Annotated in this window: 27 protein-coding genes; all 27 read right to left on the bottom strand. The window is 58.5% G+C overall.

Features of this window, described 5'->3' with window-relative positions; all coding sequences use genetic code 11:
• Positions 1-20 precede the first annotated feature (20 nt).
• Positions 21-1,355, bottom strand: a complete 1,335-nt coding sequence (secY, locus tag HXS66_RS15100) for a preprotein translocase subunit SecY (protein ID WP_065392562.1) — start codon at positions 1,353-1,355, stop codon at positions 21-23.
• A complete protein-coding gene (rplO, locus tag HXS66_RS15095; protein WP_065392563.1) occupies positions 1,356-1,790 on the bottom strand; it encodes a 50S ribosomal protein L15 in 435 nt (144 codons plus the stop codon).
• Between the two features lie 3 nt (positions 1,791-1,793).
• Positions 1,794-1,976, bottom strand: a complete 183-nt coding sequence (gene rpmD, locus HXS66_RS15090) for a 50S ribosomal protein L30 (RefSeq protein WP_024950669.1) — start codon at positions 1,974-1,976, stop codon at positions 1,794-1,796.
• Positions 1,977-1,982: 6 nt separating this feature from the next.
• The gene (gene rpsE, locus HXS66_RS15085) at positions 1,983-2,483 is read right to left on the bottom strand and encodes a 30S ribosomal protein S5 (RefSeq protein WP_054556902.1); all 501 of its coding nucleotides are present in this window, start codon (positions 2,481-2,483) and stop codon (positions 1,983-1,985) included.
• 11 nt (positions 2,484-2,494) lie between these two features.
• Positions 2,495-2,845: a 50S ribosomal protein L18 gene (gene rplR, locus HXS66_RS15080; protein ID WP_024950667.1), complete on the bottom strand. Its 351-nt coding sequence runs from the start codon at positions 2,843-2,845 to the stop codon at positions 2,495-2,497.
• Positions 2,846-2,854: 9 nt separating this feature from the next.
• Positions 2,855-3,385, bottom strand: a complete 531-nt coding sequence (rplF, locus tag HXS66_RS15075; protein ID WP_065392564.1) for a 50S ribosomal protein L6 — start codon at positions 3,383-3,385, stop codon at positions 2,855-2,857.
• A 9-nt stretch (positions 3,386-3,394) separates the two neighbouring features.
• The gene (gene rpsH / locus HXS66_RS15070) at positions 3,395-3,787 is read right to left on the bottom strand and encodes a 30S ribosomal protein S8 (protein WP_065392565.1); all 393 of its coding nucleotides are present in this window, start codon (positions 3,785-3,787) and stop codon (positions 3,395-3,397) included.
• A gap of 32 nt (positions 3,788-3,819) precedes the next feature.
• Entirely contained in the window at positions 3,820-4,125 is a 306-nt protein-coding gene (gene rpsN / locus HXS66_RS15065) for a 30S ribosomal protein S14 (RefSeq protein ID WP_043334842.1), read from the bottom strand.
• 9 nt (positions 4,126-4,134) lie between these two features.
• A complete protein-coding gene (gene rplE, locus HXS66_RS15060; RefSeq protein ID WP_065392566.1) occupies positions 4,135-4,674 on the bottom strand; it encodes a 50S ribosomal protein L5 in 540 nt (179 codons plus the stop codon).
• Positions 4,675-4,691: 17 nt separating this feature from the next.
• Positions 4,692-5,009 carry a 50S ribosomal protein L24 gene (rplX, locus tag HXS66_RS15055; RefSeq protein ID WP_043334846.1) on the bottom strand — a complete coding sequence of 106 codons (318 nt, stop codon included), beginning with the start codon at positions 5,007-5,009 and terminating at the stop codon, positions 4,692-4,694.
• Positions 5,010-5,024: 15 nt separating this feature from the next.
• A complete protein-coding gene (gene rplN / locus HXS66_RS15050) occupies positions 5,025-5,396 on the bottom strand; it encodes a 50S ribosomal protein L14 (protein ID WP_043334850.1) in 372 nt (123 codons plus the stop codon).
• A 50-nt stretch (positions 5,397-5,446) separates the two neighbouring features.
• Complete coding sequence (gene rpsQ, locus HXS66_RS15045) at positions 5,447-5,707, bottom strand: 30S ribosomal protein S17 (RefSeq protein ID WP_043334852.1); 261 nt, start codon at positions 5,705-5,707, stop codon at positions 5,447-5,449.
• A gap of 1 nt (position 5,708) precedes the next feature.
• Positions 5,709-5,900, bottom strand: a complete 192-nt coding sequence (gene rpmC, locus HXS66_RS15040) for a 50S ribosomal protein L29 (RefSeq protein WP_024950659.1) — start codon at positions 5,898-5,900, stop codon at positions 5,709-5,711.
• Positions 5,900-6,313 (bottom strand): 50S ribosomal protein L16, encoded by a 414-nt coding sequence (gene rplP, locus HXS66_RS15035; protein WP_043334854.1) that lies wholly within the window; start codon positions 6,311-6,313, stop codon positions 5,900-5,902. Before rplP ends, rpmC begins: the two co-directional genes overlap by 1 nt.
• Positions 6,314-6,324: 11 nt before the next feature.
• Positions 6,325-7,017 carry a 30S ribosomal protein S3 gene (rpsC, locus tag HXS66_RS15030; RefSeq protein WP_043334856.1) on the bottom strand — a complete coding sequence of 231 codons (693 nt, stop codon included), beginning with the start codon at positions 7,015-7,017 and terminating at the stop codon, positions 6,325-6,327.
• A 10-nt stretch (positions 7,018-7,027) separates the two neighbouring features.
• Positions 7,028-7,360, bottom strand: a complete 333-nt coding sequence (gene rplV / locus HXS66_RS15025) for a 50S ribosomal protein L22 (protein ID WP_043334859.1) — start codon at positions 7,358-7,360, stop codon at positions 7,028-7,030.
• Between the two features lie 19 nt (positions 7,361-7,379).
• The gene (gene rpsS, locus HXS66_RS15020) at positions 7,380-7,655 is read right to left on the bottom strand and encodes a 30S ribosomal protein S19 (protein WP_024950655.1); all 276 of its coding nucleotides are present in this window, start codon (positions 7,653-7,655) and stop codon (positions 7,380-7,382) included.
• Between the two features lie 22 nt (positions 7,656-7,677).
• The gene (gene rplB / locus HXS66_RS15015) at positions 7,678-8,505 is read right to left on the bottom strand and encodes a 50S ribosomal protein L2 (RefSeq protein ID WP_043334862.1); all 828 of its coding nucleotides are present in this window, start codon (positions 8,503-8,505) and stop codon (positions 7,678-7,680) included.
• A 16-nt stretch (positions 8,506-8,521) separates the two neighbouring features.
• A complete protein-coding gene (gene rplW / locus HXS66_RS15010) occupies positions 8,522-8,818 on the bottom strand; it encodes a 50S ribosomal protein L23 (RefSeq protein ID WP_065392567.1) in 297 nt (98 codons plus the stop codon).
• The gene (gene rplD / locus HXS66_RS15005; RefSeq protein WP_065392568.1) at positions 8,815-9,420 is read right to left on the bottom strand and encodes a 50S ribosomal protein L4; all 606 of its coding nucleotides are present in this window, start codon (positions 9,418-9,420) and stop codon (positions 8,815-8,817) included. The genes rplW and rplD overlap by 4 nt, the downstream gene beginning before the upstream one ends.
• A gap of 13 nt (positions 9,421-9,433) precedes the next feature.
• On the bottom strand, positions 9,434-10,072 hold the full coding sequence (gene rplC, locus HXS66_RS15000) for a 50S ribosomal protein L3 (RefSeq protein WP_065392569.1): 639 nt from the start codon (positions 10,070-10,072) through the stop codon (positions 9,434-9,436).
• 146 nt (positions 10,073-10,218) lie between these two features.
• Positions 10,219-10,530, bottom strand: a complete 312-nt coding sequence (rpsJ, locus tag HXS66_RS14995) for a 30S ribosomal protein S10 (RefSeq protein WP_024950650.1) — start codon at positions 10,528-10,530, stop codon at positions 10,219-10,221.
• Between the two features lie 147 nt (positions 10,531-10,677).
• Positions 10,678-11,871 (bottom strand): elongation factor Tu, encoded by a 1,194-nt coding sequence (gene tuf, locus HXS66_RS14990; protein WP_065392570.1) that lies wholly within the window; start codon positions 11,869-11,871, stop codon positions 10,678-10,680.
• Positions 11,872-11,900: 29 nt separating this feature from the next.
• Positions 11,901-14,018, bottom strand: coding sequence for an elongation factor G (gene fusA / locus HXS66_RS14985; RefSeq protein ID WP_065392571.1), 2,118 nt, complete (start codon positions 14,016-14,018; stop codon positions 11,901-11,903).
• A gap of 18 nt (positions 14,019-14,036) precedes the next feature.
• Positions 14,037-14,507 (bottom strand): 30S ribosomal protein S7, encoded by a 471-nt coding sequence (gene rpsG, locus HXS66_RS14980; RefSeq protein WP_043334878.1) that lies wholly within the window; start codon positions 14,505-14,507, stop codon positions 14,037-14,039.
• Positions 14,508-14,608: 101 nt separating this feature from the next.
• Entirely contained in the window at positions 14,609-14,983 is a 375-nt protein-coding gene (rpsL, locus tag HXS66_RS14975) for a 30S ribosomal protein S12 (protein ID WP_077373348.1), read from the bottom strand.
• Positions 14,984-15,120: 137 nt separating this feature from the next.
• Complete coding sequence (gene rpoC, locus HXS66_RS14970) at positions 15,121-19,362, bottom strand: DNA-directed RNA polymerase subunit beta' (protein WP_077373345.1); 4,242 nt, start codon at positions 19,360-19,362, stop codon at positions 15,121-15,123.
• Between the last annotated feature and the right edge of the window lie 35 nt (positions 19,363-19,397).

The raw sequence follows: 19,397 nt of genomic DNA, 5'->3' as shown, positions 1-19,397 counted from the left end.
TGCTAACAGGGGCTGCGCAATCAGCGCATCATGCCACCGCTGCCATAGCCTTTGAGGTTGGCCTTCTTCATCACCGACGCATACTGATTTGACATCAGATGCGACTGCACCTGGGCCATGAAGTCCATGACCACCACAACCACGATGAGCAGAGAGGTACCGCCGAAATAGAACGGAACCTGCCAGGCGACAACGAGGAATTGCGGCATCAGGGAGACGAGGGTGATGTAGAGGGCGCCGAACAGCGTCAGGCGAGTCATCACCTTATCGATGTAACGGGCCGTCTGTTCGCCTGGGCGAATCCCCGGCAGGAAAGCTCCTGACTTCTTGAGGTTGTCAGCAACATCCTTGGGATTGAAGACCAGCGCCGTGTAGAAGAAGCAGAAGAATACTACAGCGGCAGCGAAAAGCAAGATGTACAGTGGCTGGCCCGGCCCGAGAGCCTGAGAAGCCGTCTGCAACCATTGCATGCTTTCACTCTGGCCAAACCATTGGCCCATCGATGCAGGGAACAGCAGGATGCTTGACGCGAAGATCGGCGGGATGACCCCGGCCATGTTGACCTTCATCGGCAAGTAGCTGCTCTGACCGGCATACATCTTGTTGCCCACCTGACGGCGCGGATAGTTCACCGTGATGCGGCGTTGACCGCGTTCGATGAACACCACAAAGGCAACGGTAACGACTGCGAGCAGCGTCAGCGCCAGCAGCGGAAGCACATTCCAGGCACCATCATTGCGCGCCAGTTCGAAAGACTGGCCGATGGCACTCGGCAGCCCGGCGACAATACCAGCAAAGATGATCAGTGAGATCCCGTTGCCGATACCCTTCTCGGTGATCTGCTCTCCCAGCCACATCAGGAACACTGCACCAGCCACGAACGTACTCACGGCGGTGAAGTAGAAGCTGAAGTCAGCGGAATAGGCGACACCGTTTCCGACCAGTCCGACTGCCATGCCGATCGATTGGACCAGGGCCAGTACGACCGTGCCGTAGCGCGTGTACTGGCTGATCTTGCGACGACCGGCCTCACCTTCCTTCTTCAACTGCTCTAGCTGAGGCGAGACCACCGTCAGGAGCTGCATGATGATCGACGCGGATATGTAGGGCATGATGCCCAACGCGAAGATACTCATTCGCTCCAGTGCACCACCGGAGAACATGTTGAACATGCTCAGGATGGTGCCCTGGTTTTCCCTGAACAAGGCAGCAAGCTGGTCAGGATTGATACCGGGAACGGGGATGTGTGCACCGATTCGGTACACCACGATGGCGATGAACACGAAGCGCAAACGCGCCCAGAGTTCGCTCAACCCACTTCCCTGCATCGCCGGTACGTTTCCTGACTTAGCCATTTAGTCCTCTACCTTGCCACCGGCAGCTTCGATCGCAGCACGGGCACCCTTGGTGACCTTGATGCCGCGGACCGTGACTGCCTTGTCCAGTTCGCCGGAGAGCATGACCTTCGCGAACTTCGTGGAATCACGAAGCACGTTGGCCTTCTTCAGCGTTTCGAGGTCGACGATATCACCGTCTACCAGTGCCAGCTCGCTCAGGCGCACTTCTTCGGAAACCAGAGATTTCGCGGAAGTGAAACCAAACTTCGGCAGGCGACGCTGCATAGGCATCTGACCGCCTTCGAAGCCCGGCTTGACGCTGCCACCGGAACGGGACTTCTGGCCCTTGTGGCCACGACCGCCGGTCTTACCAAGACCGGAGCCGATACCACGACCGACACGCTTTGCAGCGTGCTTGGAGCCCGGGGCCGGACTCAGGGTATTCAATTTCATGGATTACTCTCCCTCAACACGGACAAGGTAATGAACCTTGTTGATCATGCCGCGTACCGCGGGGGTGTCTTCCAGCTCGACAGTGTGACCGATGCGACGCAGCCCAAGGCCTTTCATGGTGGCCTTGTGCTTTTCGAGGACGCCGATGGTGCTGCGGATCTGGGTTACCGTGATCTTAGCTGCCATGGTGCCTTACCCCGCAATCTTGTCGACAGACAGGCCACGCTTGGCGGCGATGTCTTCCGGAGATTTCATGGCAGCGAGACCGTTGATGGTCGCGCGCACCACGTTGACCGGATTGGTGGAACCGTAGCACTTGGCCAGGACGTCATGGACGCCTGCCAGTTCGAGCACGGAACGCATCGCACCGCCGGCAATGATGCCGGTACCTTCGGATGCTGGCTGCATGTAGATCTTGGATGCGCCGTGACGAGCCTTCACCGGGTACTGCAGGGTGTGGCCCTTCAGGTCAACCTTGATCATGTTGCGACGAGCTTGGTCCATTGCCTTCTGGATCGCGACCGGCACTTCACGCGCCTTGCCACGACCGAAGCCAACACGACCATTGCCGTCACCAACGACAGTCAGAGCGGTGAAACCGAAGATACGGCCGCCCTTGACTACCTTGGCGACGCGGTTGATCTGCACGAGCTTCTCTTGCAGGTCACCGCCCTTCTGTTCGATATTCGCCATCGTAAAACCCTTTAGAATTCCAGGCCGCCTTCACGTGCGGCATCGGCCAGGGCCTTCACGCGACCGTGGTACTTGTACCCGGAGCGATCGAAAGCCACTTGCTTGATACCCGCTTCCTTCGCGCGCTCGGCAATCAGAGCACCCACCTTGGCGGCGGAGTCCGAGTTACCGGTAGAACCTTCGCGCAGGCTCTTGTCGAGCGTGGATGCGGTGGCCAGGACCTGGCCGCCATCCGGCGAGATGATCTGCGCGTAGATGTGACGCGGGGTGCGGTTCACGCACAGGCGAAACACGCCCAGCTCGCGGATTTTCGCACGAGCGCGGCGGGCACGACGGAGACGAGATTCTTTCTTCGCGTTCATAACCCTGCCTTACTTCTTCTTGGCTTCTTTACGACGGACGACTTCGTCGCTGTACCGAATACCTTTGCCCTTGTAGGGCTCCGGCGGACGGAACGCGCGAATCTCTGCGGCGACCTGACCCAAAGCCTGCTTGTCAGCAGATTTCAGGACGATCTGAGTGTTCTTCGGCGTTTCAGCCGTAACACTTGCCGGCAGTTCATAGTCGACCGGGTGTGAGAAGCCCAGTGTCAGGTTGATTGTCTGGCCTTTGGCCTGGGCACGATAACCCACACCATTGATTTCCAGAGACTTGGTGAAGCCTTCGGAAACACCAGACACCATGTTGTTGACCAGAGCACGTGTGGTACCAACCATTGCCCAGTTCTTGGCAGTCTCAGCCGGGGCGAAGGTCATCTGACCTTCTTCCAGGTTGATGACCACGTCCTGGTGGACGGTCAGTTCCAGCTGGCCATTGCTGCCCTTCACGGTCAGCTTGTCGCCATCGAGTTTTGCCTCGACGCCGTTCGGCAATTTAACCGGATACTTGGCTACGCGGGACATTCCAAACTCCTAGAATACGGTGCAGAGGACTTCGCCGCCGACACCAGCTTGACGGGCCGCACGATCGGTCATCACGCCCCGGGAGGTGGAAACGATCGCAATACCCAGGCCATCTGCGACTTTCGGCAGCTCGCCCTTGCCTTTGTACTGGCGCAGGGACGGCTTGGAAACACGCTTGATGTTCTCGATAACCGCCTTGCCTTCAAAGTACTTGAGGGTCACGGTCAGTTCCGGCTTCGCGCCTTCTGCGACAGCAAACTCGGAAATGTAACCCTCTTCCTTCAATACGCGGGCCACTTCAACCTTGAGCTTGGAAGACGGCATGGTAACCGTCTCCTTGGTGGCCATCTGCGCATTGCGGATACGAGTGAACATATCCGCCAGAGTGTCTTGCATGCTCATTTACGTTGCGCTCCTGAATTCTTGCAGTGGTGTTACCAGCTGGACTTGGTCAGACCAGGCACGTCACCACGCATAGCGGCTTCACGCAGCTTGTTGCGGCTCAGGCCGAACTTGTTGTAGTAGCCGTGCGGACGGCCAGTGATACGGCAGCGGTTACGCTGACGGACCGGGCTGGCATCACGCGGCAGCTGCTGCAGTTTCAGCTGTGCGTCGAAGCGCTCTTCTTCAGAAGCGTTGACGTCATTGATGATGGTCTTCAGTGCGTCGCGCTTGGCGGCGTACTTTGCGACCAGCTTGGTGCGCTTGAGCTCACGCTCAACCATGCTTTTCTTTGCCATGATCCACCCTTATTTCTTGAACGGGAAGTTCAGCGCGCCCAGCAACGCACGACCTTCATCATCGGTGTTGGCGCTAGTGGTGATGGTGATGTCCAGGCCACGAATCCGGTCGATCTTATCATACTCGATCTCCGGGAAGATGATCTGCTCACGCACACCCATGGAGTAGTTTCCACGGCCATCGAAGGACTTCGGGTTCAGACCGCGGAAGTCACGAACGCGCGGGATAGCCACGTTCACGAGACGGTCCAGGAAGTCCCACATACGATCGCTGCGCAGGGTCACCTTGACACCGATCGGCCATCCTTCGCGGACCTTGAAGCCAGCGATGGACTTGCGTGCCTTGGTGATGATCGGCTTCTGACCAGACAGCATCTGGAGATCGGCAAACGCGTTGTCGATCAGCTTCTTGTCAGCGGTGGCTTCACCGATGCCCATGTTCAGGGTCACCTTGGTGATACGCGGCACCTGCATCACGTTGGCGTAGCCGAACTGCTCTTTAAGCTGGGCGGCCACTTCGTTCTGATAACGTTCTTTCAAGTTCGCCATGTTGTACCCGACTCGCGTTAGGCGTCGATCAGCTTCTGAGTCGACTTAAAGATGCGTACCTTAGTACCGTCTTCCTGAACCTGGATACCGACACGATCCGCCTTGCCGGTCTCCTGGTTGAAGATGGCCACGTTGGACGCGTGAATCGGAGCCTCGCGCTCGACGATACCCCCCTGGGTGCCCAGCATCGGGTTGGGCTTGGTGTGACGCTTGATCATGTTCACACCGGACACTAGCAGACGCTCACCTTTCAGCACCTTGCTGATGGTACCGCGCTTGCCCTTGTCCTTCCCGGCGATGACGATGACTTCATCGTCACGTTTGATCTTTTGCATATCCGCTTCCGCTCCTTACAGCACTTCGGGCGCCAGGGAAATGATCTTCATGAACTTCTCACTGCGAAGTTCACGGGTAACCGGGCCGAAGATACGGGTACCGATCGGCTGTTCGTTGGTGTTATTCAACAGAACGGCCGCATTACCGTCGAAGCGGATCACGGAACCGTCATTACGACGGACACCGGCTTTGGTACGAACGACCACTGCCTTCATGACTTGGCCTTTCTTGACCTTGCCACGCGGGATAGCTTCTTTGACGGTGACCTTGATGATGTCTCCAACACGAGCGTAACGGCGGTGTGAACCACCCAGCACCTTGATGCATTGCACCCGGCGCGCGCCACTGTTGTCGGCGACATCCAGCATTGTCTGAGTCTGAATCATCGGTTTTCTCCAAACCTAATCTGACTGCCTGGTGGGAACTGGCCTAGGGATCAACCCTTGGCCTGTTCAACCACCTCGACCAGGGTCCAGGCTTTCTTCTTGGACAGCGGACGAGTCTCGGCGATAGAGACGGTGTCACCGATCCGAGCCTGATTCGCCTCATCATGGGCGTGCAGCTTGGTGGAGCGTCTCAGGTACTTGCCATAGATCGGGTGACGCTCACGGCGCTCGACCATGACAACGATGGATTTTTCCATCTTGTCACTCACCACCTTGCCGGTGAGTGTGCGTGCTTTAGTTTCTTCGGCCATTTTACTCACCTGACTTCTGGTTGAGCACAGTCTTAACCTGAGCAATTTGGCGACGAGTCTGCTTGAGCAGGTGAACCTGGCTCAGCTGACCGGTAGCCTTCTGCATGCGCAGATTGAATTGCTCACGCAGCAGTTCGAACAACTGCTCCTGGAGCGCCTCGACTGACTTTTCACGGAGTTCTTGGGCTTTCATCACATCACCGTCCGCTTAACAAAGGTGGTGGAGATCGGCATCTTCATAGCGGCCAGACTGAATGCTTCACGGGCCAGCTCTTCGGATACACCTTCGATCTCGTAAAGGACCTTGCCGGGCTGGATCTGTGCGACCCAGTACTCGACAGAACCCTTACCTTTACCCATACGAACTTCCAACGGCTTGTTGGAAATCGGCTTGTCTGGGAAGACGCGGATCCAGATCTTACCGCCACGCTTGACGTGACGAGTGATGGCACGACGGCCAGCTTCGATCTGACGAGCGGTGATACGACCACGGCCGGTGGCTTTCAGGCCAAACTCACCAAAGCTTACCTTGCTTCCGCGATGCGCCAGGCCACGATTGCGACCTTTCTGCATCTTGCGGAATTTCATACGCTTGGGCTGTAACATCGATTACCCCCTTACTTGCCTTTCTTCTTGGGTGCGGACGCGGGCTGCTTCGCCTTGGCTCGCACCTCTTCGATGCCACCGAGGATCTCGCCTTTGAAGATCCAGACCTTGACACCAATGATGCCGTAGGTGGTGTGAGCTTCGAAGGTGGAGTAATCAATGTCAGCACGCAGGGTGTGAAGCGGAACGCGGCCTTCGCGGTACCATTCGGTACGGGCGATTTCGGCACCGCCGAGACGACCGGAGAGCTGAATCTTGATGCCCTTGGCGCCCAGACGCATTGCGTTCTGCACAGCACGCTTCATCGCACGACGGAACATGACACGACGCTCGAGCTGACCTGCCACATTGGCAGCGACCAGCTTGGCATCGAGTTCCGGCTTGCGAATCTCCTCGATGTTGATGTGGACGGGAACGCCCATCATCTCGGAAACTTCACGACGAAGGCGATCGACATCTTCACCTTTCTTACCGATCACGATACCCGGACGGGCAGTGTGAATGGTAATACGGGCGTTGTTTGCCGGACGCTCGATGCTGATGCGGCTCACGGAAGCGCTTTTCAGACGCTCTTCCAGGAATCCACGCACCTGCAGATCGTTGTTCAGTTTGTCGGCATAGGTAGCGCCTTCGGCGTACCAGACAGAGGTATGATCCTTGACAATACCCAGTCGGAAACCTGTCGGATTAACTTTCTGACCCATTGGTCGTCTCCTACTTCTCGGCTACCTTGACGGTGATATGACAAGTGCGCTTCAAGATGCGATCCGCACGGCCTTTGGCACGTGGCTGGATGCGCTTGAGCGTCATGCCCTCGTCGACACAGATAGTCGAGACGCGAAGCTCGTCAATGTCCATGCCGTTGTTTTCTTCCGCATTCGCGATCGCGGACTGCAGAACCTTGCGAACAATCTTCGCGGCCTTCTTCGGTGAGAAAGCGAGCAGATTCAGCGCCTCGGCGACCGGCTTACCGCGCACCTGGTCAGCCACCAAACGGGCCTTCTGGGCGGATAAACGAGCGCCGCGCAGCTTAGCAGCTACTTCCATCTCTTAAATCCTCTCTGGCTTACCGTTTGGCTTTTTTATCTGCAGCGTGCCCGCGGTATGTGCGGGTGGCAGCAAACTCGCCGAGCTTGTGACCGACCATTTCCTCAGAAACGAGAACCGGGACATGCTGGCGACCGTTATGGACGGCAATGGTGAGCCCGACCATGTTCGGCAGGATCATGGAACGACGCGACCAGGTCTTGATCGGTTTGCGGTCGTTCTTTTCCACTGCTGTCTCAACCTTCTTCAGCAGATGAAGGTCAATAAATGGACCTTTCTTCAGTGAACGTGGCACAGCCGTTACCTCTCAATATCTGTTACTTGGCCTTGCGGCGACGGACGATAAGCTTATCGGTGCGCTTGTTCTTGCGAGTCTTGTGACCCTTGGTCGGGACGCCCCACGGGCTGACCGGGTGACGGCCACCAGAGGTACGACCTTCACCACCACCATGCGGGTGATCGACAGGGTTCATCGCGACACCGCGAACGGTCGGGCGCACGCCTCTCCAACGCTTAGCACCGGCCTTGCCCAGTTGACGGAGGCTGTGCTCGGAGTTGCCCACTTCGCCGAGTGTTGCACGGCATTCGGACAGCACCTTACGCATCTCGCCAGAGCGCAGACGCAGCGTGGTGTAGTTACCGTCACGTGCCACGACCTGGGCACTGGTACCTGCACTACGAGCGATCTGAGCGCCCTTGCCCGGCTTCAGCTCTACACAGTGAACGGTGGAACCCACCGGGACATTGCGCAGCGGCAGAGCGTTGCCTTTCTTGATCGGTGCGTTGACACCGGACTCGAGACGGTCGCCAGCAGAGACACCTTTCGGTGCAATGATGTAGCGACGTTCGCCGTCGAGGTACTTCACCAGCGCGATGTTCGCGCTACGGTTCGGATCGTATTCCAGGCGCTCGACGATGGCCGGAATGCCATCCTTGTTGCGCTTGAAGTCGACCAGACGGTAATGGTGACGATGACCACCGCCGATGTGGCGAGTAGTGATGCGACCATTATTGTTACGACCACCGGACTTTGACTGCTTTTCAAGCAGCGGAGCGTACGCGCGACCTTTGAAAAGTTCGTCATTGACGACTTTTACCAGGTGGCGGCGACCGGCGGAGGTAGGTTTTGTCTTAACAATTGCCATGTTCCGTACTCCTGCCTTACTCGGCGCCAGAGAAGTCTTCGATGGTCTCGCCGGCGGCCAGAGTTACATAGGCCTTGCGATAACCAGCGCGACGACCAACACCGCGAGCGGTGCGCTTGGTCTTGCCTTTCATGTTCAGAACCTGAACACGATCGACTTTCTTGCCAAACAGCTCTTCGACGGCTTTCTTGATTTCGGGCTTTGTCGCGTCGCTGGCAACCTTGAACACGTACTGGTTGTTCTCGGCAGCGACCGCGGCCTTCTCGGTCATGTGAGGACCAAGCAGGACCTTGAATACGCGTTCCTGATTCATCCCAGGTTCTCCTCGAACTTGCGCAGGGCAGCGACAGTCATCAGCACCTTGTCGTAACCGACGAGGCTGACCGGGTCAGCGCCAGCGACATTGACGACGTCAACATACGGGATGTTGCGCGCAGCCAGGTACAGATTGACGTCCTGCTCTTCTGTGACGATCAGCGCTTTCTCAAGGCCCAGTTCCTGGAGCTTGGCGATCAGCAGCTTGGTCTTCGGAGCATCGACAGTGATTGCGTCGACCGCGACCAGGCGATCCTGACGGACCAGCTCGGACAGGATGGAACGCATGGCAGCGCGATACATCTTGCGGTTGACCTTGTGCGAGTGGTCCTGAGGACGTGCTGCAAAGGTCACACCGCCAGAACGCCACAGCGGGGAACGGATGGTACCGGCACGAGCGCGGCCAGTACCTTTCTGACGCCACGGCTTCTTGCCACCGCCGGACACGTCAGAACGGGTCTTCTGAGCCACGGTACCCTGACGCGCACCAGCCAGATAGGCGGTGACGACCTGGTGAACCAGAGCCTCGTTGAAGTCCTTACCAAAGGTAGCATCGGAGACGTCTACTGCGCCGCCTGCACCTGCAAGATTAAGATTCATCGGTTAATTCCCCTCAGCGAGCTTTCACAGCGGAACGCACGATCACTTCGCCGCCCGGAGCACCTGGAACGGCACCCTTGACCAACAGAAGATTGCGCTCAGCGTCGACGCGAACCACTTCCAGGCTCTGGACGGTGGAACGGACGTTGCCCATCTGGCCAGCCATCTTCTTACCTTTGAAGACGCGGCCCGGGGTCTGACAGTTACCGATGGAACCCGGCGCGCGGTGCGACAGTGAGTTACCGTGGGTAGCGTCTTGGGTGCGGAAGTTCCAGCGCTTAACTGCGCCCTGGAAACCTTTACCCTTGGAGGTGCCAGTCACGTCAATCTTCTGACCAGCTTCAAAGAGGGATACGGTGAGTTCGCCGCCCACTGCAGGAGCTTCATCGCCTTCTTCCAGGCGGAACTCCATCAGGGAACGACCAGCCTCAACACCCGCCTTGGCATACTGACCAGCAGTTGCCTTGGTGAGGTGCTTGGCCTTGCGGGAACCAGTTGTCACCTGAATCGCATTGTAGCCATCAGTCTCGACGGACTTGATGGTCACGATGCGGTTCGGCTCAACTTCAATCACGGTAACCGGCACGGATGCGCCAGCTTCGGTGAAGACGCGGGTCATCCCGGCCTTCTTACCGACTAAACCGATAGACATGTTCAGTCTCCTTTAGTGTACGGGGCTGTCACCCGCTATGGCTGCCCTTTCCAGAGCATTCCACTAGCACATTGTATGACGCCATCCCGGCGTGGCGGCTGCTGCTCCATCATTGAGAGCGCTGGGCCGCAGTGACTAGTGAGGTATCAGTCAACCTTGATCTGGACGTCCACACCGGCGGCCAGGTCAAGCTTCATCAGCGCGTCGACAGTCTTCTCTGTCGGCTCGACGATGTCGAGAACGCGCTTGTGGGTACGAATCTCATACTGGTCACGCGCGTCCTTGTTGACGTGCGGAGATACCAGGATGGTGTAACGCTCGCGACGGGTCGGCAGCGGGATCGGGCCACGAACCTGAGCACCGGTACGCTTTGCAGTTTCAACGATCTCTGCAGAGGACTGGTCGATCAGACGGTGGTCGAATGCTTTCAACCGGATGCGAATCTTCTGGTTTTGCATTGCCCAAAACTCCAATGGATGTCGACGGCGTAGGCCGTCACCCACGCATTCAAAGGATGCGCATTATAGGCAGACTGACATCAGGTGTCAAACATGCGAGAAAAGGGGGCCCAACAGGGCCCCCTTCTGTGTCAGGTAAGGAGAACCTTACTCGACAATCTTGGCCACGACGCCAGCGCCGACGGTACGACCGCCTTCACGGATAGCGAAGCGCAGACCATCTTCCATGGCGATCGGAGCGATCAGAGACACGACCATCTGGACGTTGTCGCCCGGCATGACCATCTCGACGCCTTCCGGCAGCTCACAGGTACCAGTGATGTCAGTGGTACGGAAGTAGAACTGCGGACGATAGCCCTTGAAGAACGGAGTGTGACGACCGCCTTCTTCCTTGGACAGAACGTAGACTTCTGCTTCGAACTTGGTGTGCGGCTTGATGGAGCCCGGCTTGGCCAGAACCTGGCCACGCTCGACGTCATCACGCTTGGTGCCACGCAGCAGAGCGCCGACGTTCTCACCAGCACGACCTTCGTCCAACAGCTTGCGGAACATCTCGACACCGGTAACGGTAGTCTTGGTGGTGTCACGCACGCCGATGATCTCGATCTCTTCGCCAGTCTTGACCAGACCACGCTCGATGCGGCCAGTCACGACGGTACCACGGCCAGAGATGGAGAAGACGTCTTCGATCGGCATCAGGAACGGCTGGTCGATAGCACGCTCCGGCTCCGGGATGTACGCATCCAGGGCCTTGATCAGGTTGGCAACGGCGGTAGTACCCATGCCGTTGTCGTCCTTGCCTTCCAGAGCCATCAGAGCAGAACCGATGACGATCGGAGTGTCGTCACCCGGGAAGTCGTACTCGCTCAGGAGTTCGCGCACTTCCATCTCGACCAGCTCGAGCAGTTCTTCGTCATCGACCATGTCAGCCTTGTTCAGGAAGACAACGATGAACGGAACGCCGACCTGACGGGACAGCAGGATGTGCTCGCGAGTCTGCGGCATGGGGCCGTCAGCTGCGGAACAGACCAGGATAGCGCCGTCCATCTGGGCAGCACCGGTGATCATGTTCTTGACGTAGTCAGCGTGACCCGGGCAGTCGACGTGCGCGTAGTGACGCACTTCGGACTGGTATTCCACGTGAGCGGTGGAGATGGTGATACCACGCTCACGCTCTTCCGGGGCGTTATCGATGGAGTCAAACGCACGCGCGTCACCACCGAAAACTTCTGCAGAGACACGAGTCAGTGCCGCAGTCAGAGTGGTCTTGCCGTGATCGACGTGACCAATGGTGCCGACGTTGACGTGCGGCTTCGAACGCTCAAATTTTTCCTTAGCCACTGCTATAACCTCTTTCGTTAGCTAATCGGTTACTTCTGGTTGATGACGGCTTCGACGATGCTGTTCGGCGCTTCGTCGTATTTCGCAAACTCCATGGAGTAGCTTGCGCGGCCCTGGGTCTGTGAGCGCAGGTCGGTCGCATAACCGAACATCTCACCCAGCGGCACCAGTGCATTGATGATCTTGCCAGTGGAAGAATCATCCATGCCCTGAACGAGGCCACGACGACGGTTCAGGTCGCCCATGACGTCACCCATGAAATCTTCAGGCGTGACGACTTCGACTTTCATGAGCGGCTCAAGCAGCACTGCACCCGCTTTCGGGGCACCGGCCTTGATCGCCATGGAAGAGGCAACCTTGAACGCGGTCTCGTTGGAGTCGACGTCGTGGTAGGAACCATCGAACAGCGTGACCTTGACGTCGATCATCGGATAACCGGCGATGACACCATTCTTGAGCTGCTCAGCGGCACCCTTCTCGACGGCCGGCACGTATTCCTTCGGAACCGCACCACCGACGATCTCGGACTCGAACTTGAAGGTCATTTCTTCGTCGTCGCCCTTGTCCTCTGCAGTCAGAGGCTCAATGCGAAGCCAGACGTGACCGAACTGACCACGACCACCGGACTGACGAACGAACTTGCCTTCCTGCTCGACCTTGGTGCGGATGGTCTCACGGTAAGCCACCTGCGGCTTGCCGATGTTCGCCTCGACATTGAACTCGCGACGCATGCGGTCAACGAGGATGTCCAGGTGAAGCTCACCCATACCGGAGATGATGGTCTGACCAGACTCTTCGTCGGTCTCGACGCGGAAGGACGGATCTTCCTGGGCCAGCTTGCCCAGTGCGACACCCATCTTTTCCTGGTCGGCCTTGGACTTCGGCTCGACGGCGACGGAGATGACCGGCTCAGGGAATTCCATGCGCTCAAGCACGATCTTGTTGTCCGGATCACACAGGGTATCCCCGGTGGTCACGTCTTTCAGACCGATACATGCGGCGATATCGCCAGCATAGACTTCCTTGATCTCCTCACGAGAGTTGGAGTGCATCTGGACGATACGACCGACACGCTCCTTCTTGCTCTTGACGGAGTTGAAGACGCCATCGCCAGACTTCAGCACGCCCGAGTAGACGCGGATGAAGGTCAGGGTACCCACGAACGGGTCGGTCGCGATCTTGAACGCCAGCGCCGCGAACGGAGCCTTGTCGTCAGCTTCGCGGGTCTCGATGGTACCGTCCTTGTCGTCAAGCTCACCTTCGATGGCCTTGACTTCAAGCGGAGACGGCATGTATTCGATGACCGCATCCAGAACCGCCTGGACACCCTTGTTCTTGAAGGCAGAACCACAGGTCACGAGGCAGATTTCGTTGGCCAGGGTACGCTGACGCAGCGCAGCCTTGACTTCTTCCTCGGTCAGGTCGCCTTCTTCAAGGTACTTGTCCATCAGTTCTTCGGACGCTTCAGCAGCAGACTCGAGCATGTGCTCACGCCATTCGGCAGCTGTGTCTTGCAGCTCAGCCGGAATGTCGATCAGCTCATAGTTCATGCCGTGATTGTCTTCGTCCCAGACGATCGCCTTCATCTTGATCAGGTCGATGACGCCCTTGAACTCGTCTTCCGCGCCCCAGTTGATCTGGATCGGCACGGCGTTCGCGCCCAGGCGCTTGCGCACCTGTTCGACGACCATGAAGAAGTCCGCGCCAGCGCGGTCCATCTTGTTGACGAAGATCATGCGCGGAACTTCGTAACGGTTGGCCTGACGCCAGACAGTCTCTGTCTGCGGCTGGACACCGGAAGAACCACACAGCACCACGACCGCGCCATCGAGAACACGCAGTGAACGCTCGACTTCAACAGTGAAGTCAACGTGCCCCGGAGTATCGATGATGTTGATACGGTGCTCGTCGAACTGCTTGTTCATGCCCTGCCAGAAGCAGGTGGTCGCCGCAGAGGTGATCGTGATGCCACGTTCCTGTTCCTGCTCCATCCAGTCCATGGTGGCAGCACCATCGTGGACTTCGCCGACCTTGTGGGACAGGCCGGTGTAGAACAGGACGCGCTCGGTAGTGGTAGTCTTACCGGCGTCGACGTGGGCACAGATACCGATGTTGCGGTAACGCTTAAGTGGAGTCTTGCGTGCCACGGTGAGTATCCCCGTTGTTTAGAAGCGGTAGTGGGAGAAGGCCTTGTTGGCTTCTGCCATGCGGTGCACGTCTTCACGCTTCTTCACAGCAGAACCCTTGCCTTCAGCGGCATCCAGGATCTCGCCAGAGAGGCGCTGCACCATGGTCTTTTCGCCGCGCTTGCGCGCAGCGTCCACCAGCCAACGCATGGCCAGTGCCTGGCGACGGGACGGACGAACTTCGACCGGCACCTGGTAGGTAGCACCACCGACACGACGGGACTTCACCTCAACCATCGGCTGGATGGCTTCCAACGCCTTGTCGAAGAGATCCAGCGGCTCATCATTGGAGCGTTCGGCAACACGGTCGAGGGCACCGTAAACGATGCGCTCGGCTGCAGACTTCTTGCCGCTGATCATCAGGTGGTTCATGAACTTGGCCAGGCGCTCGCTTCCGAACTTCGGATCCGGCAGGATTTCGCGCTTAGCTGCTACACGTCTTCTAGGCATGATAAGCCCTCAGTAGAAGGGTCCTTCAGGTAAACCCGGGATGCCTCGCGATGGACGCGACACCCGACCTTACTCTTATCAGACCGATATTAAACTTTGAATTACGCCTTCGGACGCTTGGCGCCGTACTTGGAACGGCCCTGCTTACGGTTCTGCACGCCAGAGGTATCCAGTGCACCACGAACGGTGTGGTAACGGACACCCGGCAAATCCTTCACACGACCGCCACGGATCAGAACAACAGAGTGTTCCTGAAGGTTGTGACCTTCACCGCCGATGTAGGAAGAGACTTCGAAGCCGTTGGTCAGGCGAACACGGCAGACCTTACGGAGTGCGGAGTTCGGCTTCTTCGGGGTAGTGGTGTATACGCGAGTACACACGCCACGCTTCTGCGGGCATGCCTGCAGCGCAGGGACGTCACTCTTGGACGCCTGACGCTTGCGCGGCTTGCGCACGAGCTGGTTTACGGTTGCCATTTGCTTGCTCCAATGGGTTGTACTGCCTTCCAACAATCGGACAGGATGCACCTGCCCTACTGTTAAAGGCTGCATATTCTAGGGCTTGGGCCACAAGGGCGTCAACCCCGCCGTCAGCGACGGCGGGGCTCAAGACCTCAGAGGTCGTCGTCGTCCGCGTCGAGAGCGGTCAGCTGGGCACCCAGCTCCTGCTCGACGTCCTGTGCCGACGGGGCCGGTGCGAGCGGCAGGCCATCACGACGGCGGCGACGCTCATCGTGATAAGCCAGGCCAGTACCCGCCGGGATCAGGCGACCCACCACGACGTTCTCCTTCAGACCACGGAGATAATCGCGCTTGCCGGTGACAGAGGCTTCGGTCAGAACTCGTGTGGTCTCCTGGAAGGAGGCCGCCGAGATGAACGATTCTGTCGCCAGGCTCGCCTTGGTGATACCGAGCAGGATGCGGTCGAACTTGGCCGGGAACTTGCCTTCGGCCTCGAGACGCATGTTCTCTTCGACGACACGGGCGTATTCCACCTGGTCGCCGGTGATGAAGCTGGAATCGCCGGAATCGGTGATCTCCACCTTGCGCAGCATCTGACGCACGATGACTTCGATGTGCTTGTCGTTGATGCCGACACCCTGGAGGCGATAGACCTCCTGGACTTCGGTGGTGATGTACTTGGTCATTTCCGCGACGCCGAGCAGACGCAGGATATCGTGCGGATTGCTCGGGCCATCGGAGATGACCTCACCCTTCTCGACCGTTTCCCCTTCGAAGACGCTGATCTGGCGCCATTTCGGGATCAACAGCTCGAACGGGTCACCTTCGGCCGGCGTGATGGTCAGGCGACGCTTGCCCTTGGTTTCCTTGCCGAAGGTCACGGTACCGGAGATCTCGGCCAGGATGGCCGGTTCCTTCGGACGACGTGCTTCGAACAGGTCGGCAACGCGCGGCAGACCACCGGTGATGTCCTTGTTACCGGACGCTTCCATCGGGATACGTGCGATGACGTCACCCACACCGACGGCTGCGCCATTCTCGGCGGATACCACGGCATTGCCCGGCAGCAGATACTGGACCGGCGTGTTGGAGCCCGGCAGTGTCACGTGCTTGCCACTGGAATCCACCAGCATGATCATCGGACGCTTGTCACGTGCCGCGGACGGACGCGAGGCGCTCTCGATGACTTCGATGGAGGACAGGCCTGTCATCTCGTCGGTGGTACGGTTGATGGTCTGACCATCTTCCATGTCCGTGAACTGCACCTGACCCGCCACTTCGGCGACGATCGGGTGAGTGTGCGGATCCCACTTGGCGACGGACTGACCGGACTCGACCTTGTCACCGTCACGTACGGACAGCTCGGCACCATACGGCAGCTTGTAGAACTCACGCTCACGACCGTGATCGTCAGCGACAGCCAGCGCACTGGAACGCGAGACGACGATCAGCTTGCCATCCGCGCGCTCGACCGACTTGATGTTGTGCAGACGCACGTGGCCGCCGTGCTTGACCTGGACGCTATCCACGGCAGAAGCACGCGAGGCGGCACCACCGATGTGGAAGGTACGCATGGTCAGCTGGGTACCCGGCTCACCGATGGACTGTGCCGCGATGACACCGATGGCTTCACCGACGTTGACCTGATGGCCACGCGCCAGATCACGGCCATAACAGGCCGAGCAGACACCGTGCACGGTTTCACAGCCGATGGTGGTACGCACGATGATCTCATCGACGCCCATGGTATCGAGCTGTGCACACCAGGCTTCATCCAGCAGGGTGCCGCGTGCGATCAGGACCTCATCAGAGACCGGATCGACGACATCCTGTGCCACGACACGACCCAGCACACGCTGAGACAGCGGGACGATGATGTCACCGCCTTCGATGACCGGGTGCAGGATCAGACCTTCCTGAGTGCCACAATCCGCTTCGGTGATGACCAGATCCTGGGCAACATCGACCAGACGACGCGTCAGGTAACCGGAGTTGGCGGTCTTCAGTGCCGTATCCGCCAGACCCTTACGGGCACCGTGGGTGGAGATGAAGTACTGGAGTACGTTCAGACCTTCACGGAAGTTGGCGGTGATCGGCGTCTCGATGATCGAGCCATCCGGCTTGGCCATCAGGCCACGCATGCCGGCCAGCTGACGAATCTGGGCCGCGGAACCACGAGCACCGGAGTCAGCCATGATGAAGACGCTGTTGAACGACTCCTGCTCCATCGGCTTGCCGTCTTCGCCGTTGACCACTTCGCCCTTCCAGTTGACGACGGTCTCTTTCGAGATACCCGCCATCATCTCCTTGGCGACACGGTCGTTGGCACGCGCCCAGATATCGATGACCTTGTTGTACTTCTCGCCCGCGGTCACGAGACCGGAGGAGAACTGGTCTTCGATCTCTTTCACTTCGTCTTCGGCCGCGTCGATGATGACCTTCTTCGCGTCCGGAATGACGAAGTCGTTGACGCCGATGGAGGCGCCGGACCAGGTCGCGAGACGGAAGCCGGTGTACATCAGCTGGTCAGCGAAGATGACGGTGTCCTTCAGACCGACGCGACGATACGCCTCGTTGATCAGACCGGAGATGGCTTTCTTCTTCATCACCTGGTTGATCAGCTCGAACGGCATGCCCTTCGGCAGAATGCGGAACAGCAGTGCGCGACCGATGGTGGTGTCGTGCAGGGACGTCTTCTCGTACAGCTCGCCGGATTCTTCATCCTTGAGCGTCTCGGTCAGACGGACCTTGACCATCGCGTGCAGGTGAGCGCTGTGCGTGCCGAAGGCGCGCTCGACTTCACCCAGGTTCGCGAAGGCCATGCCCTCACCCTTGGCACCGATCTTCTCGCGGGTCATGTAGTACAGACCCAGCACGACGTCCTGGGACGGCACGATGATCGGCTCGCCGTTGGCCGGCGACAGCACGTTGTTGGTCGACATCATCAACGCACGCGCTTCCAGCTGGGCTTCCAGCGTCAGCGGTACGTGGACGGCCATCTGGTCACCATCGAAGTCGGCGTTGTACGCCGCGCAGACCAGCGGGTGCAGCTGGATGGCCTTGCCTTCGATCAGCAGCGGCTCGAACGCCTGGATACCCAGACGGTGCAGAGTCGGGGCACGGTTCAGCAGCACCGGGTGCTCGCGGATGACGTCGGCGAGGAAATCCCAGACTTCCGGGGCTTCACGCTCGACCATCTTCTTGGCGGCCTTGATGGTGCTGGCGTGACCGGAGGCCTGCAGCTTGGCGTAGATGAACGGCTTGAACAGCTCAAGCGCCATCTTCTTCGGCAGACCACACTGGTGCAGACGCAGGGTCGGGCCGACGGTGATGACGGAACGACCGGAGTAGTCGACACGCTTGCCCAGCAGGTTCTGACGGAAACGACCCTGCTTGCCCTTGATCATGTCGGCCAGTGACTTCAGCGGACGCTTGTTGGAACCGGTGATGGCGCGACCGCGACGACCGTTGTCGAGCAGAGCATCCACGGATTCCTGAAGCATGCGCTTCTCGTTGCGCACGATGATGTCCGGCGCATTGAGGTCGAGCAGACGCTTGAGGCGGTTGTTGCGGTTGATCACGCGGCGATACAGATCGTTCAGATCCGAGGTCGCGAAGCGGCCGCCGTCCAGCGGTACCAGCGGACGCAGGTCCGGCGGCAGCACTGGCAGCACTTCCATGATCATCCAGCCCGGCTTGTTGCCGGAATAGTAGAAGGCTTCCAGCAGCTTGAGGCGCTTGGACAGCTTCTTGATCTTGGTCTCGGAGTTGGTCTGCGGAATCTCTTCACGCAGGCGCTCGACCTCTTCTTCCAGCTCGATGTCCTCGAGCAGCGCCTTGATGGCCTCGGCACCCATGCGGGCATCGAAGTCATCGCCGAATTCTTCCAGCGCCTCGAAATACTGCTCATCGTTGAGCAGATGACCCTTCTCGAGGGTCGTCATGCCCGGATCGATGACCACGAAGCTTTCGAAGTACAGCACACGCTCGATATCACGCAGAGTCATGTCGAGCAGCATGCCGATACGGGACGGCAGCGACTTCAGGAACCAGATGTGCGCGACCGGGCTGGCCAGTTCGATGTGAGCCATACGCTCACGACGCACTGCCGCCTTGGTCACTTCAACGCCACACTTCTCACAGATGATGCCGCGATGCTTCATCCGCTTGTACTTGCCACACAGGCACTCGTAGTCCTTCACCGGGCCAAAGATCTTGGCACAGAAAAGACCATCACGTTCCGGCTTGAATGTCCGGTAGTTGATGGTTTCAGGCTTCTTCACTTCACCAAAAGACCACGAGCGAATCATGTCCGGAGACGCCAGGGTAATCTTGATGGCGTCGAATTCTTCGGACTGCGCCTGCGATTTGAGAACTTTCACCAAATCTTTCATGGGTCGCTCCGTTGCGGAGTTGTCATGGGCAAAGC

It is taken from the genome of Cobetia sp. 5-11-6-3, from assembly GCF_013374055.1.
Lineage (GTDB): Bacteria > Pseudomonadota > Gammaproteobacteria > Pseudomonadales > Halomonadaceae > Cobetia > Cobetia marina.
The sequence above is the reverse complement of the archived record's forward strand: the minus strand, read 5'-3'. Positions and strand labels throughout refer to the sequence as shown.

Bases quoted from the DNA above. Each gene is read 5' to 3' on its own strand.
- secY (WP_065392562.1), bottom strand. From the start codon at position 1,355: ATGGCTAAGTCAGGAAACGTACCGGCGATGCAGGGAAGTGGGTTGAGC.
- rplO (WP_065392563.1), bottom strand. From the start codon at position 1,790: ATGAAATTGAATACCCTGAGTCCGGCCCCGGGCTCCAAGCACGCTGCA.
- rpmD (WP_024950669.1), bottom strand. From the start codon at position 1,976: ATGGCAGCTAAGATCACGGTAACCCAGATCCGCAGCACCATCGGCGTC.
- rpsE (WP_054556902.1), bottom strand. From the start codon at position 2,483: ATGGCGAATATCGAACAGAAGGGCGGTGACCTGCAAGAGAAGCTCGTG.
- rplR (WP_024950667.1), bottom strand. From the start codon at position 2,845: ATGAACGCGAAGAAAGAATCTCGTCTCCGTCGTGCCCGCCGCGCTCGT.
- rplF (WP_065392564.1), bottom strand. From the start codon at position 3,385: ATGTCCCGCGTAGCCAAGTATCCGGTTAAATTGCCGAACGGCGTCGAG.
- rpsH (WP_065392565.1), bottom strand. From the start codon at position 3,787: ATGAGCATGCAAGACACTCTGGCGGATATGTTCACTCGTATCCGCAAT.
- rpsN (WP_043334842.1), bottom strand. From the start codon at position 4,125: ATGGCAAAGAAAAGCATGGTTGAGCGTGAGCTCAAGCGCACCAAGCTG.
- rplE (WP_065392566.1), bottom strand. From the start codon at position 4,674: ATGGCGAACTTGAAAGAACGTTATCAGAACGAAGTGGCCGCCCAGCTT.
- rplX (WP_043334846.1), bottom strand. From the start codon at position 5,009: ATGCAAAAGATCAAACGTGACGATGAAGTCATCGTCATCGCCGGGAAG.
- rplN (WP_043334850.1), bottom strand. From the start codon at position 5,396: ATGATTCAGACTCAGACAATGCTGGATGTCGCCGACAACAGTGGCGCG.
- rpsQ (WP_043334852.1), bottom strand. From the start codon at position 5,707: ATGGCCGAAGAAACTAAAGCACGCACACTCACCGGCAAGGTGGTGAGT.
- rpmC (WP_024950659.1), bottom strand. From the start codon at position 5,900: ATGAAAGCCCAAGAACTCCGTGAAAAGTCAGTCGAGGCGCTCCAGGAG.
- rplP (WP_043334854.1), bottom strand. From the start codon at position 6,313: ATGTTACAGCCCAAGCGTATGAAATTCCGCAAGATGCAGAAAGGTCGC.
- rpsC (WP_043334856.1), bottom strand. From the start codon at position 7,017: ATGGGTCAGAAAGTTAATCCGACAGGTTTCCGACTGGGTATTGTCAAG.
- rplV (WP_043334859.1), bottom strand. From the start codon at position 7,360: ATGGAAGTAGCTGCTAAGCTGCGCGGCGCTCGTTTATCCGCCCAGAAG.
- rplB (WP_043334862.1), bottom strand. From the start codon at position 8,505: ATGGCAATTGTTAAGACAAAACCTACCTCCGCCGGTCGCCGCCACCTG.
- rplW (WP_065392567.1), bottom strand. From the start codon at position 8,818: ATGAATCAGGAACGCGTATTCAAGGTCCTGCTTGGTCCTCACATGACC.
- rplD (WP_065392568.1), bottom strand. From the start codon at position 9,420: ATGAATCTTAATCTTGCAGGTGCAGGCGGCGCAGTAGACGTCTCCGAT.
- rplC (WP_065392569.1), bottom strand. From the start codon at position 10,072: ATGTCTATCGGTTTAGTCGGTAAGAAGGCCGGGATGACCCGCGTCTTC.
- rpsJ (WP_024950650.1), bottom strand. From the start codon at position 10,530: ATGCAAAACCAGAAGATTCGCATCCGGTTGAAAGCATTCGACCACCGT.
- rpsG (WP_043334878.1), bottom strand. From the start codon at position 14,507: ATGCCTAGAAGACGTGTAGCAGCTAAGCGCGAAATCCTGCCGGATCCG.
- rpsL (WP_077373348.1), bottom strand. From the start codon at position 14,983: ATGGCAACCGTAAACCAGCTCGTGCGCAAGCCGCGCAAGCGTCAGGCG.
- rpoC (WP_077373345.1), bottom strand. From the start codon at position 19,362: ATGAAAGATTTGGTGAAAGTTCTCAAATCGCAGGCGCAGTCCGAAGAA.